The 12,396-nt window shown below is 69.4% G+C and carries 13 protein-coding genes; 7 read left to right on the top strand and 6 right to left on the bottom strand.

Features of this window, described 5'->3' with window-relative positions:
• Positions 1-34 precede the first annotated feature (34 nt).
• Genes N5K27_RS11545 through N5K27_RS11515 form a run of 7 tightly spaced genes read left to right on the top strand, consistent with a single transcriptional unit; the run spans position 35 to position 6,142 of the window.
• Positions 35-991, top strand: coding sequence for a tripartite tricarboxylate transporter substrate binding protein (locus tag N5K27_RS11545; RefSeq protein WP_087837428.1), 957 nt, complete (start codon positions 35-37; stop codon positions 989-991).
• Between the two features lie 53 nt (positions 992-1,044).
• The gene (locus N5K27_RS11540) at positions 1,045-1,824 is read left to right on the top strand and encodes a creatininase family protein (protein ID WP_279816521.1); all 780 of its coding nucleotides are present in this window, start codon (positions 1,045-1,047) and stop codon (positions 1,822-1,824) included.
• Positions 1,825-1,833: 9 nt separating this feature from the next.
• Entirely contained in the window at positions 1,834-2,616 is a 783-nt protein-coding gene (locus tag N5K27_RS11535; protein ID WP_087837387.1) for an aldolase/citrate lyase family protein, read from the top strand.
• A gap of 32 nt (positions 2,617-2,648) precedes the next feature.
• On the top strand, positions 2,649-3,437 hold the full coding sequence (locus tag N5K27_RS11530; protein WP_087837388.1) for an aspartate/glutamate racemase family protein: 789 nt from the start codon (positions 2,649-2,651) through the stop codon (positions 3,435-3,437).
• The gene (locus tag N5K27_RS11525; protein ID WP_087837389.1) at positions 3,434-4,684 is read left to right on the top strand and encodes a Zn-dependent hydrolase; all 1,251 of its coding nucleotides are present in this window, start codon (positions 3,434-3,436) and stop codon (positions 4,682-4,684) included. Before N5K27_RS11530 ends, N5K27_RS11525 begins: the two co-directional genes overlap by 4 nt.
• Before the next feature lie 21 nt (positions 4,685-4,705).
• The gene (locus tag N5K27_RS11520) at positions 4,706-5,698 is read left to right on the top strand and encodes a hydroxyacid dehydrogenase (protein WP_279816515.1); all 993 of its coding nucleotides are present in this window, start codon (positions 4,706-4,708) and stop codon (positions 5,696-5,698) included.
• 30 nt (positions 5,699-5,728) lie between these two features.
• On the top strand, positions 5,729-6,142 hold the full coding sequence (locus tag N5K27_RS11515) for a VOC family protein (protein ID WP_087837391.1): 414 nt from the start codon (positions 5,729-5,731) through the stop codon (positions 6,140-6,142).
• 3 nt (positions 6,143-6,145) lie between these two features.
• On the opposite strand, the gene N5K27_RS11510 is transcribed toward N5K27_RS11515, so the two are convergent.
• From N5K27_RS11510 to fabZ, 6 genes are all read right to left on the bottom strand, one after another.
• Positions 6,146-8,266, bottom strand: a complete 2,121-nt coding sequence (locus N5K27_RS11510) for a LamG-like jellyroll fold domain-containing protein (RefSeq protein WP_087837392.1) — start codon at positions 8,264-8,266, stop codon at positions 6,146-6,148.
• Positions 8,267-8,383: 117 nt separating this feature from the next.
• The gene (locus tag N5K27_RS11505; protein WP_087837393.1) at positions 8,384-9,178 is read right to left on the bottom strand and encodes an RNA methyltransferase; all 795 of its coding nucleotides are present in this window, start codon (positions 9,176-9,178) and stop codon (positions 8,384-8,386) included.
• A 30-nt stretch (positions 9,179-9,208) separates the two neighbouring features.
• A complete protein-coding gene (gene rnhB / locus N5K27_RS11500; RefSeq protein ID WP_279816591.1) occupies positions 9,209-9,937 on the bottom strand; it encodes a ribonuclease HII in 729 nt (242 codons plus the stop codon).
• Positions 9,938-9,974: 37 nt separating this feature from the next.
• A complete protein-coding gene (gene lpxB / locus N5K27_RS11495) occupies positions 9,975-11,099 on the bottom strand; it encodes a lipid-A-disaccharide synthase (RefSeq protein WP_087837429.1) in 1,125 nt (374 codons plus the stop codon).
• Between the two features lie 41 nt (positions 11,100-11,140).
• The gene (gene lpxA / locus N5K27_RS11490; RefSeq protein WP_087837395.1) at positions 11,141-11,929 is read right to left on the bottom strand and encodes an acyl-ACP--UDP-N-acetylglucosamine O-acyltransferase; all 789 of its coding nucleotides are present in this window, start codon (positions 11,927-11,929) and stop codon (positions 11,141-11,143) included.
• Between the two features lie 12 nt (positions 11,930-11,941).
• Entirely contained in the window at positions 11,942-12,388 is a 447-nt protein-coding gene (fabZ, locus tag N5K27_RS11485; RefSeq protein ID WP_087837396.1) for a 3-hydroxyacyl-ACP dehydratase FabZ, read from the bottom strand.
• Positions 12,389-12,396 lie beyond the last annotated feature (8 nt).

The raw sequence follows: 12,396 nt of genomic DNA, 5'->3' as shown, positions 1-12,396 counted from the left end.
GAGCCCCTCGTTCCCCCCGCACCGGACCGCCACCATGAAAACCGCCCTTCGCTTCCTTCTTTCCGCCCTCGCGCTGGCCGGCGCCTGCGCCGCGCACGCCGCCTATCCCGACCGCCCCATCACCATGATCGTGCCGTTCAGCGCGGGCGCCGGCACCGACCTGACCGCGCGCACCGTCGCCCAGTGCATGGAAGGCCAGATCAAGGGTGCCACCATCGTCGTCACCAACCGCCCCGGCGCCAGCGGCGACATCGGCCTGGCGGCGCTGGCCACGGCCGCGCCCGACGGCTATACCCTGGGCATCGTCAACACGCCCGGCGTGGTCAGCATCCCGATCGAGCGCCAGACGCGCTACACCGTCGCCAGCTTCGACTTCCTGGGCGCCGTGGCCGATGCGCCGGGCACGATCAGCGTGCACGCCGACAGCGGCATCCACTCCATCCAGGACCTGGTGCGCGCGGCCAAGGCGAAACCGGGCGGGATCACCGTGGGTACGCAAGGCGTGGGCTCGGCCGGCCACATCGCGCTCCTGCTGCTGGAGCAGTCGGCCGGCATCGAACTGACCCCGGTGCCGTTCCAGGGTGCGGCGCCCGCGCGCACCGCGCTGCTGGGCAAGGTGATCGACTCCACCATGGCCAACGTGGACGAGGCCGTGGGTTTCCGCAACGGATCGCCGTGGCGCATCCTGGGCGTGATGAGCGATACCCGCTCGCCCGTGGCCGCCGACCTGCCCACGTTCAAGGAAGCCGGCTACGACATCGTGGCGGGCTCCATGCGCGGCTTCGCCGGCCCCAAGGGCATGCCGCGCGAGGTGGTCAAGACACTATCCGACGCCATCCGCACCTGCGCCGCCGACCCGGTGTTCCTGGACCGCGCGCAGAAAGCCTTCCTGCCCGTGCGCTATCTGCCGCCGCAGGAACACCTGGACAGCCTGCGGCGCCTGGACACCTCGCTGCGCGAGCTGTGGAAGGCCAAGCCCTGGAACCAATGACCCCTTCACCCCAACGGCGGACCTTCCGCCATCCTGAACGAGACGAACGCTTCATGAGAACCGACCACAGCACCTATGCGGACATCCGCGCCTACCTGAAGAATCACGACACCCTGCTGGTCCCGGTGGGCGCCACCGAGCAATACGGCTCGCACCTGGCCACGGGCACGGAACTGCGGCTGTGCGAGATGATCGCCACCGAGGTCGGTGCGCTGACGGGCATTGCCGTGACGCCCATCATCCCGGTCAACTACTCCGCCATGTTCCTGGATTACCCCGGCACGCTGTCGGTGTCCATGGCCACGCTGGAACGCTACCTGGACGAGATGTGCGACGGCCTGGCCGGCCAGGGCTTTCGCCATTTCATGTTCGTCAACATCCATGCCGGCTCGCTCGGGCCGATCGAAAGCGTCTGCCGCAATCTGCGCCGGCGCCATGGCGCGGTGGGCGGCACCATCGACGTCTTCACGGTGATGCGCGACGTCGGCGGCGTCGAATTCAAGACCAGGAAATCGCCCTCGGGCCATGCCTCGGAAATGGTGACCTCGGTGGCGCTGGCCAAGTGCCCGGAGCTGGTCTTCATGGACCGCGCCCAGGCCACCGAATCGCTGCGCCCCTTCGTGGACGGCGTCAAGACAGTGTCCAGCGGCAAGGTCAGCCTGGGCAAGTCCAGCTTCTCGGTATTCAGCGACATCAGCGACTATGCTCCCATCGGCACCCAGGGCGACCCGACCGGCGCCACCGCCGAGCAGGGGCACCAGGTATGGAACGCCGCGGTGGACTACCTGGCCGAGGCCGCCAGGAAGTTCAGCCAGATGTCGTTCCAGGCATAGGGAGCGGCCATGCGCAACAATCCGCTGAAAGCGCTCTGGCGGGCCGGCAAGCCGGCCTTCGGCACCTGGGCCACGCTGGTGCACCATCCGCGCTTCATGAAGCTCCTGGCCGTGACGGGCCTGGACTTCGTGCTGATCGAGATGGAGCACAGCGACTTCACCATCGCCGAGGTCGGCACGCTGTGCCTGGTCGCGCGTGAAGCCGGCATCGTGCCCATCGTGCGGCCCGCGGGCACGCAGCCGCACGACTACACGCGGCCGCTGGACGCCGGCGCCATGGGCCTGCTGCTGCCCAACGTGGAGACGGCCGGGCAGCTCGAATCCATCCTGCGCGCCACCAAGTACCACCCGCGCGGCGAACGCATCCTGAACATGCGCGGCCCGCACACCGACTACGTCCGGCTGACCCAGCCGCTGGAGCAGATCCAGGCCATGAACGAGCACACCCTGACGGTGGCGATGATGGAGTCGCAACGCGGCCTGGACAACCTGGACGCCATCTGCCGCGTGCCGGGACTGGACGCCGTCATGATCGGGCCCGACGACCTGTCGCAGGCGCTGGGCGTGCCCGGCGACATGAAGCATGCGCGCATGGTCGAGGCCACCGAGCACGTCATCGCCACCTGCCAGCGCCACGACGTGCCCTGGGGCTTCAGTTGCCAGGACCCGGCCAGCGCCGCCGAATGGATAGGCCGCGGCATCCGGTGGATGCCCTATGCCAACGACGCCGCGGCGCTGTTCAACACCTTCAGCTCGGCCGCGCAGCAGCTCAAGCGCGCGGCGGGCCGCTAGCCCCCCATTCCTTCATAGACCAGGAGTCTTCGATGAAAGCAGTCGCCATGTACAGCCCCTACGGCTGGAAAGCCAAGATCGGCCTGATCGTGCCGTCCACCAACACCGTCAACGAACCCGAGTTCTGGCGCCTCGCGCCCGAGGGCGTGACCATCCATACCGCCCGCGCCATGCTGCTGGGCCCCGCCACCGAGGAGTCCTACTACAAGATGGCCGAGGCGGTGAACGGCGCCGCCGACGAACTGGCCACGGCCGAGGTCGACGTGGTGGCCTACGGCTGCACCTCGGGCTCGATCATCTGCCCGCTGCCGGAACTGATCCGCAACATGAGCCAGCGCACCGGCACCCCCGCCATCGCCACCGCCGGCGCCGTCGTGGCGGCGCTGCGCGCGCTGGGCGCCCGCAGGATCGCCGTGGGCACGCCCTACGTCGATTTCGTCAACGAGAGCGAGGACAAATTCCTGCGCGACTACGGCTTCGACGTACTGACCCTGCAAGGCCTGCGCCTGGGCGAAACGCAGGAGGAACGCCGCGGCATCGGCCGCGTGCCGCCCGAGATGGTGTTCCGCCTGGCCCGCGCGATCGACCGGCCCGAGGCCGATGCCATCTTCATCTCGTGCACCAACCTCGCCACCTTCGACGTCATCGCCGAGATCGAAAGCGAGCTGGGCAAGCCGGTCGTGACCAGCAACCAGGCGTGCTTCTGGGCCTGCCTGCGCCTGCTGGGCCTGCGCACGTCCATTACCGGCCACGGCACGCTGCTGGAGCACCAGCTCGATCCCATCGACGAATCCAGCTACGCGCTGCCGTCCGCGCGATGAACGTCCCGCCGCCCGACCTCGCGCTGGCCAAGACGCTGTTCGCGCAGTTGCGCCGCGATGGCCACGACGGCGTGGGCATCACGCGCGATGCCTACGGCCCGGGGGAACAGCGCGCGCATGACGAGGCCACGCGCCTTGCCCGCGCGCTGGACCTGGAGATCGCGCGCGACGCCGCGCTGAACCTGTACCTGACGCTGCCCGGCCGGGACCGGCAGGCACCCCGCGTCATGACGGGGTCGCACCTGGACTCGGTGCCGGCCGGCGGCAACTACGACGGCGCCGCCGGCGTGGTGGCCGGGCTGGCGGTGCTGGCGGGTTGGCGGGCGGCCGGATTCGTGCCTCCGGCGGACGTGACGGTGATGGCCGTGCGCGCCGAGGAAAGCACCTGGTTTCCCTATTCCTACCTGGGCAGCAAGGCCGCCTTCGGCCTGGTCGGCCGCGACGCGCTGCAATTGCGGCGCGCCGACACCGGCCGCCCGCTGGCCGAGCACCTGGCCGAATGCGGCGGCGACCCGGCCGCGTTCGGCAGTGCCTGGCTGGATCCGGCGCGCATCGCCCGCTTCGTCGAGCTGCACATCGAGCAAGGTCCCGTGCTGGTGGACGACGCGCTGCCGGTGGGCATCGTCACCGGCATACGGGGCAGCCTGCGCCATCGCGATGCCCGCGTCCTGGGCAGCTATGCCCATTCGGGCGCCGTACCGCGCGCCGGACGGCGCGATGCCGTGCGCGCCGCCGCCCTGCTGGTGGCCGCCATCGACGACGACTGGGAACGGCTGGAGGCGCAAGGCCGCGACCTGGTCGTGACCTTCGGCAAGTTCTGCACCAATCCCGCCCAGCACGCCTTCAGCAAGGTGGCCGGCGAAGTGGACCTGTGCGTGGACGTACGCAGCCAGGACCGCGCGGTGCTGGACGAGGTCGACGCCCTGCTGGACGCCCATGCGCGCCGGCTGGAACAGGCGACCGGCACGCGCATCGAACTGGGCCCGCGCACCGGCTCGGAACCGGCGCTGATGGATGCGGGCATCCAGCGGTCGCTGGAAGCCGCCGCCGCCCGCCACGGCATCGCCGCGCGCCGCATGGCCAGCGGCGCGGGACACGACGCGGCGGTGTTCGCCCAGCGCGGCGTACCCACCGGCATGGTGTTCGTGCGCAACGACCACGGTTCGCACAATCCCGACGAACACATGGACATGGACGACTTCGCGCTGGGCACGCGCCTGCTGGCCGACGTTCTGGCCGCTCCCTGACTCTCTTTTCCTAGGAACACGATGAAGCCACCCGTCTGCCTGGTTGTCCAGCCCATCCACCCCGCCGGCATCGCCCGCCTGCGGGCCGCCGGTATCGAAGCCCGCATGGCCAGTTCGGCCGACATGGCCACCGTGGCCCGCGAGATCGCTCCCTGCCAGGCCGTGATCACGCGCAACGCCGGACTGGATACCGCCGCCGTCGAGGCCGGCGCGCAACTGGCCGTGATCGCCAACCACGGCATAGGCACCAACAAGATCGACGTGGCGCGCGCCACGGCGCTGTCGATACCCATCGTCTACACCCCCACCGCGAACGCCCGCTCGGTGGCCGAGCACGCCGTCATGCAGATGCTGGCGGTGGCCAAGCGGCTGGCCGCCTGCGACCACGCGGTGCGCGCCGGCGACTGGGACTACCGCTATCGGCCCGGCCTGCAGGAACTGCACGGCAAGACCCTGGGCATCGTCGGCTTCGGCACCATCGGCCGGCTGACCGCGGCCATTGCCCTGCATGGCCTGGGCATGCGGGTCATCGTGTATTCGCCGGCCGTGCCCGCCGGCGAGATCACCGCCCAGGGGGCGCAGCCCTGCCCGGCGCTGGACGAGCTGCTGGCGCAGGCCGACGTGGTGTCGCTGCACCGTCCTTCCCGGGCCGATACCCGGCACATGATCGACGCGCGCGCGCTGGCGCGCATGAAGCCGACGGCCATCCTGGTCAACACCGCGCGCGCCGACCTGATCGACACCGACGCGCTGGCTGCGGCGCTGCGCGACCGCCGCATCGCCGGCGCCGCGCTGGACGTATTCGAGCAGGAGCCCCTGCCCGCCGGCCATCCGCTGTGCGGACTGGACAACGCGCTGCTGACGCCCCACACTGCCGGCAGCACGGACGAGGCCCTGCGCGCCGCCGCCGAACAGTGCGCCGACCAGATCATCGAGGTCCTGGCGGCACGCCGGCCGGCCCACCTGGTCAACCCGCAGGTCTGGGAAACCCGGCGCCTGCCCGTTCCGGCCTGACCCGTCATCTTTCATGCACCGACCGTCATCATGCAATCGATCTTCCACCTGGCCTATAACGTCACCGACCTCGCCCAGGCGCGCCGCTTCTATGGCGACGTCCTGGGCTGCGCCGAGGGGCGCAGCACCGACACCTGGGTCGATTTCGACTTCTTCGGACACCAGATCTCGCTGCACCTGGGCACGCCGTTCAAGACCGAGCGCACCGGCCACGTGGGCGACAAGCTCGTGCCCATGCCGCACCTGGGCGTGATCCTGCTGCTGGACGACTGGCAGGCGCTGGCGCGGCGCCTGCGGGAGGCCGGCACGGAATTCGTGCTGGAGCCGCAGGTCCGCTTCCAGGGCCAGCCCGGCGAACAATGGACCATGTTCTTCACCGACCCGTTCGGCAACCCCATCGAGGTGAAGGGGTTCAAGTCCTTCGAGTCGGTGTACGCCGCCTGAGGATCAGGCGCGGCGCGCCGTCAGCCATTTGGCCGGGGGCAGCGGCTCGGCGCAGATGCGGATCTCGCCGATGTTGCCCAGGAAGCCGTTGGTGCGCTCGCCGGCATACGCGCCGCCGCCGATCACCATGCGGTCGGTGGACTTGCGGTAGGCGATGCCCGGCGCGTTGGCCGCGTTGCGCAGCACCGGCGCCCCTTCCACGTACATGATGGTCTCGTTCAAGGCCGGATCGTTGACGATGGCGATGTGCACCCATTTGCCGGCGATGATCTCGCCCGACCAGTTGGCCGCGGGAGACTTGCTGCCCGGGCTGTTGGGCAGCACTTCCCATTGCACTTCCCGCAGGCTCGAGATCGAGAAGATGATGGGGCATTCGTCGCCGTCTCCGCCCGCGAAACCGGGGATCTGGCCACGCCGGCCGTCGCGCTCCATGATGTTCATCCACGCGTTCTGGCTGGCGGTCCAGCTGCTGTCGACCTTGATGAAGGCCTCGACGGTGTAGCCGGCATCCAGGGTGGCCGTGTTGACCTGGGCATCCGCGCGCGTCGTGAAATAGCTCATGCGCAGCGGACTCGTGGTCGTATTGGCGAAGCGCACGCTGCCGGGCGCCGCGGACAGGTAATGACGGTCGTCGGTCCAGGTCAGGTCGCCCTCCTGCCCTATCGTGGCGCCGTTAAAGGTCAGGGCCTCGCGATACACCGGATTCCTGCCGGTCGTGTCCGCCACCACCTGGCCCACCGGCACCACGCTGCCGGGCGTTCCGCCGAAGAAGCGCCAGTGCGCCACCGTGGACGCCACCAGCGGGTAGTCGTTCTCGTCGGCGGCGGGCTTCTTCTCCACCGTTTCCGGTTCCTCATAGGTCGCCAGGATGGCGGCCTTGGCACGATCGTTGATCGGCTCGTTGCCCGCCTCGGGCGTCTTGAAACCGGGGTTGAAGCGGGCGAAGCGCTTCTTGAAATCGAAGTCGATCTCGAATTGCTGGTTGGCCTCGGTCAGCACCGCCACGTCGAAGTCGTTCAGCGTATCGGCGGGCTTCTGCGGCACCCACGGCGAGAACGACAGGACCTTGATCTTGTTGCGGGTCAGGTCGAACTCGTACAGGCGCATCAGCCCGTTGCCGCCCATGTAGGCCATCTGGTAGTCGACCACCATTTCCTCGACCGCGTTGCCATAGTCGTTGGTCTTGGTCAGGCGCGAGGCGCCGTGATAGTGGCCGTTCAGCGTCATGAAGATCTGGTCGTTGTCCCGGATCAGCTTCTCCCACAGCATCTTGCCGTACGGAACCTCCAGCGGGCTCGCGCCGTCCGCGGCGATGTTCAGCAACTGGTGGTTGACCAGGATGGCGGGCAGGGTCGGATGATCCGCCAGCACCTTGCGCGCCCAGGCGATGGCCGCGTCCGACGCGCGCCACGACAGCGACAGCACCAGGAACCGGTTGCCGTCGGCCTCGAAGATGTGGAACTCGTGGAACCCGGACGCATCGCGGCCGCCGAACGTCGCCTGCTGCTTCGCGCGTTCGGTCGGGAACCACTTCAGGTACGGCTCGGCGGCCAGGTTGCGCTGGGCGTCGGTGTTCGAGGCCTGGCTGCTCTCGTCGACATAGTCCACGTCGCGGATCACGTCGTGGTTGCCCGCCAGGATGGAGTACGGCAGCCTGGCTTCCTCCAGCACCTTCATCGCGTCGTCGGCGACCTGCCACTGGGCCGGCTTGCCCTGCTGGTCCACCACGTCGCCCAGATGGATGGTGAACGGGATCTTCAGGCTCTTGGCGTTTTGCGCGATCCAGTTCGTCTGCGCGCGGAACGGCGTCGATCCGTACTTGCGCTGGAACTGCGTGTTCTCGGCCTCGGTCGCATAGCGCGCATAGAACTGGGTATCGGGCAGCACCGCCAGCGCGAAGCTGGACACCAGGGTGGATGGCTGCTCGCCGTCTCCGCCGTTGCCGTCCCCGGGATTGCCCGTCTGCGGCGGCGCGTCATCGCCGCCGCAGGCCGACAGCAGCAATGCCGTGCCGCCCAGCGACAATCCGAAGCCCGCCTTCATCAGCAAGCGGCGCTGCCGGTCGGGCAGTCCTTCCAGCTTGCGGAGCGTGTCCGGGGCGAGAATGTTGTCCTTCTTGTTCATGTCCTGCTTGTTTCCATGCCACGAAAGCCGCACAGCGTAGCGATGGAACATGACAGGAGTACGCGGTCCGCATGCCGCGTTGAAACGCGCATGCAACCTTGGAGCCGCGGCTGGGCCCTAACCCGGAACGAACCGGCGCCGATGCTCGAACAGGCACACCGCCACCGCCGCCCCGACGTTCAGCGACTCGGCCGCCGGCTCCTGCGGAATGCGCACCCGCAGCGCCGCGGCGGCCTGAAGTTCGGCGCGCACGCCCTGCCCTTCATTGCCGAATACCCAGGCGCAGTGCCGCGGCAGCGCGGCCTGGTAAAGGCCCACGGCATCGTCCAGCGTGGTGGCCACCAGCGGCAGGTCCAGGCGCGCCAGCAGGGCCCGCAGATCGACCCGCTCATGGATGGTCAGCGAGAAATGCGCCCCCTGCCCCGAACGCAGCACCTTGGGCGACCAGGCGAAGGCGGTCTCGTCCGACAGGAAGACGTGGCGCACGCCGGCCGCCGCGCAGGTGCGCAGGATGGCGCCGACGTTGCCGGGGTCCTGGACGCGGTCGAGCAGCACGCAGCCTTGCGTGACGCGCTCGGGCAGCGGCGGCGCCGGCGTCTCGACCACGAACACCACGCCCTGGCCGGCCTGCACGTGCTCCAGGTCGTCGATCAGGTTGCCGTCCAGCCAGACCTGGCGGTCGGCCGGCACCTGGTCGCGCAAGGCCATGACTTCGGCGCTGGCCCGCTCGCCTTCCAGCCGCCGCGCGTCGAACACCGCATGCCGGGGCAGGCCCCGCCATTGCAGGTAGGCCTGGCACAGGTGCACGCCTTCCAGCACGGACAGGCCGGCCTCGCGCCGTGCCTGCGAGGCCTGCGTCAGCTTGCGCAGCGACTTGAATAGCGGATTGTCGCGCGAGGCGATGCGTTTCATGGTCGGTCTTCCAGGCGGCGATCCGCGCGGCTAGGCGCGCTTGGCATGGCGGCGGCGCGGGGCCGGCGCCTCGGGTTCGGGCAGGTCGTCCCAGGGCAGCAGGCTGTCCATTACCCGGGCCAGCGGCGTTTCCGGCTCGGGTATGCCCAGGGCCCGGCGCACGGGCTCGAAACTGCGGCGGTGTTCCGGGCACGGGCCGTGTTCCAGCAGGCAACGCAGGTGGTCTGGCGTGCCGTAGCCCTTGTGCCGGTCGAAGCCGTACATGGGGTAGCTGGCGTGCAGCCGGACCAGTTCGGCATCGCGCGCGGTCTTGGCCAGGATGGACGCCGCCGAGATCGCCTGTACCTGCGCATCGCCGCCGATCACGGTCTGCACCCGGCAGGCCAGCGCCGGCGCACGGTTGCCGTCCACCTGCACCAGGTCGGGCACGCAGCCCAGCCCCTCGACGGCCCGCCGCATGGCCAGCATGGTGGCGTTCAGGATGTTCAGCGCGTCGATCTCGGCCACGCTGACGCTGGCCACGCACCAGGCCAGCGCGCGCTCCTGGATCAGCGGGGCGAGTTCGTCGCGGGCGCGCTCGCTCAGCATCTTGGAATCGTTCAGGCCGTCGACCGGACGGGCCGGATCGAGGATGACGGCCGCCGCGTAGACCGGCCCGGCCAAGGGCCCCCGGCCGGCTTCGTCCACGCCCGCCACGCGCAGGGTCAGCAGCGTCTGGGCATCGAAGGCCGACAACAGGTCCGCTCCCGGCGATTCCACCGCGGTCCAGCCCAGCTCGGTCTGCACCCAGCCCTTCTCAGCCATGGCCCGCCACCTCCAGGATCGCCTGGCTGGCCAGGGCGGGCGTGTCGCGCACGAGGTCGTCATGCAAGGCGGTGAAGCGCTCTTCCAGCCGGCGGGTGGCGGCCTCGTCGGTCAGCGCCTTCCAGGCCGCGTCGGCCAGCGCGCGCGGCGTGGCCTCGTCCTGCAGCAGCTCGGGCACGACCGTGTCGCGGCACAGCACGTTGGGCAGTCCCACCCAGGGCAGATAGGCCTGGCGCCGCATGATCCACCATGACAATCGCGGCAGCACGTAGGAAATCACCATGGGGCGCTTGAACAGCGCGGCCTCCAGCGTGGCGGTGCCGCTGGCAACCAGGACGGCGTTGCAGGCGGCCAGGATGTCGTGCGTGCCGCCTATGACGGTATGCAGGTTGGCCAGCCCCCCCACGGCCGCGGCGTGCGCCAGGAACTCGCGCTCGCGCTCGGCGTTGGCCATGGGCGCCCACAGATGCAGGCCCGGATCGCGCGCCTGCAGCAGCTTGGCCGCGGCCAGGAAGCGCGGAGCCAGGTGTCGAACCTCGCCGGCCCGGCTGCCGGGCATCAGCGCCAGCACCCGCGCGCCGGCGGCTATGCCGTGGCGGGCCCTGGCCGCGGCGCGGTCGGGCACGCGCTGGACGAGGCGCGCCAGCGGGTGGCCCACGTAGGTCACGGGAACGCCGGCGTCGCGATAGATCTGCTCCTCGAACGGGAACACCACCAGCATGTGGGAGACGGCGTCGCGGATCTTGTTGATGCGTTCCCCCCGCCAGGCCCACAGCGAGGGGCCGATGAAATGCACGGTGGGGATGCCGCCCTCGCGCAGGGCATGCTCCAGGCCGAAATTGAAATCGGGCGCGTCGACCCCGACGAAGGCCGCCGGCCGTTCGGCCAGCCAGCGCTCGCGCAGGCTGCGGCGGATGTTGAGCAGCTCGGGCAGGTGCATCAGGACGTCGGCGTAGCCGTTCACGGCCAGCTTGTGCATGGGATACCAGGCATCGAAACCCTGGGCCTGCATGTTGGGGCCGCCTATGCCCGCCAGCGCCAGTTGCGGCGCCCGCTCGTGCAGGGCCTCGACCACCGTGGCCGCCAGCAGGTCGCCCGAAGGCTCTCCCGCCACCATGCCGATGGACGCCCTGCCCTCATCCGGCACGCCGGCCTCCGTCAGCGCACGATACCGCGCGTGGCGGTATCGAGGAAGGCCAGCAAGGTGGACAGCGGAGCATCGAGCTCGGGATCCTCGGCACGCCTGGCCTGGAGCGCCGCGCGCGCCTCGTCCAGCGTCAGGCCCTGGCGGTACAGCGTCTTGTAGGCGGCCCGCAGTCCGGAGATCTGCGCCGGCGTGAAACCGCGCCGCTTCAGGCCCTCGACGTTGATGCCGACGGCCCTGGCCGGACTGCCCGAGGACGTGACGAAGGGCGGCAGGTCCTGCAGCAGCGTGGAATGGACGCTGGTCATGGCATGCGCGCCGATCTTGACGAACTGGTGCACGCCGGTCATGCCGCCCAGGAATACGTGGTCGCCGATGTGCACATGGCCGGCCAGCTGCGTGCCGTTGGCCAGGATGATGTGGCTGCCCAGCTGGCAATCATGGGCCACGTGCACGTAGGCCATGATCCAGTTGTCGTTGCCCAGGCGCGTCGCACCCGCGTCCTGCACCGTGCCGGTGTTGATGGTGCAGCATTCGCGTATCGTGTTGCCGTCGCCGATCTCCAGGCGGGTGGGCTCGCCGGCGTACTTCTTGTCCTGCGGCTCGGCACCGATCGAGCACGACGGGAAGAAGCGGTTGCCGCGCCCTATCGTCGTATGGCCGTCGATGACGCAATGCGGTCCGATCTCGGTGTCGGCGCCGATGCGCACGTTCGGCCCGATCATGCTGAAGGGGCCGACCGTCACGCTGTCGTCCAGCCGGGCGGCCGGATCGACGATAGCGGTGGGATGTATCCTCGCCACGAAAACCTTCCGTCAGGGTTCAAGGATGCGCATGGTGCACATCAGGTCCGCCTCGGCCGCGACCTGTCCGTCCACCAGCGCCTTGCCGTTGTACTTCCAGATGCCGCGCGACGAACGCTCGACGTTGACCTCCAGGCGCAGCTGGTCCCCCGGGACCACGGGCCGCTTGAAGCGGGCGCCGTCGATGCCGACGAAGTAGTACACCGTGTTGTCGTCGGGCTTCTTGCCGGCCGCGGTGAACGACGTGATGGCGGCCGCCTGGGCCATGGCCTCGAGGATCAGCACGCCCGGCATGACGGGATGGTGCGGGAAATGGCCGGTGAAGAACGGTTCGTTGATCGACACGTTCTTGATCGCGAGGATGGATTCCCCGGGCTTGACGTCGATGACCCGATCGATCAGCAGCATCGGATAGCGATGCGGCAAATGGTCGAGTATCCCCTTGATGTCCATTTCCATACAGATTC

This window comes from Pigmentiphaga sp. GD03639 (assembly GCF_029845405.1).
Classification (GTDB): domain Bacteria; phylum Pseudomonadota; class Gammaproteobacteria; order Burkholderiales; family Burkholderiaceae_B; genus Pigmentiphaga; species Pigmentiphaga daeguensis.
Note: the sequence above shows the minus strand (reverse complement) of the source record. Positions and strands in the feature narration are given on the sequence as shown.

Excerpts from the sequence above, each read along its gene's own strand:
- N5K27_RS11545 (WP_087837428.1), top strand. The coding sequence starts at position 35 with ATGAAAACCGCCCTTCGCTTCCTTCTTTCCGCCCTCGCGCTGGCCGGC.
- N5K27_RS11540 (WP_279816521.1), top strand. The coding sequence starts at position 1,045 with ATGAGAACCGACCACAGCACCTATGCGGACATCCGCGCCTACCTGAAG.
- N5K27_RS11535 (WP_087837387.1), top strand. The coding sequence starts at position 1,834 with ATGCGCAACAATCCGCTGAAAGCGCTCTGGCGGGCCGGCAAGCCGGCC.
- N5K27_RS11530 (WP_087837388.1), top strand. The coding sequence starts at position 2,649 with ATGAAAGCAGTCGCCATGTACAGCCCCTACGGCTGGAAAGCCAAGATC.
- N5K27_RS11525 (WP_087837389.1), top strand. The coding sequence starts at position 3,434 with ATGAACGTCCCGCCGCCCGACCTCGCGCTGGCCAAGACGCTGTTCGCG.
- N5K27_RS11520 (WP_279816515.1), top strand. The coding sequence starts at position 4,706 with ATGAAGCCACCCGTCTGCCTGGTTGTCCAGCCCATCCACCCCGCCGGC.
- N5K27_RS11515 (WP_087837391.1), top strand. The coding sequence starts at position 5,729 with ATGCAATCGATCTTCCACCTGGCCTATAACGTCACCGACCTCGCCCAG.
- N5K27_RS11510 (WP_087837392.1), bottom strand. The coding sequence starts at position 8,266 with ATGAACAAGAAGGACAACATTCTCGCCCCGGACACGCTCCGCAAGCTG.
- N5K27_RS11505 (WP_087837393.1), bottom strand. The coding sequence starts at position 9,178 with ATGAAACGCATCGCCTCGCGCGACAATCCGCTATTCAAGTCGCTGCGC.
- lpxB (WP_087837429.1), bottom strand. The coding sequence starts at position 11,099 with ATGGTGGCGGGAGAGCCTTCGGGCGACCTGCTGGCGGCCACGGTGGTC.
- fabZ (WP_087837396.1), bottom strand. The coding sequence starts at position 12,388 with ATGGAAATGGACATCAAGGGGATACTCGACCATTTGCCGCATCGCTAT.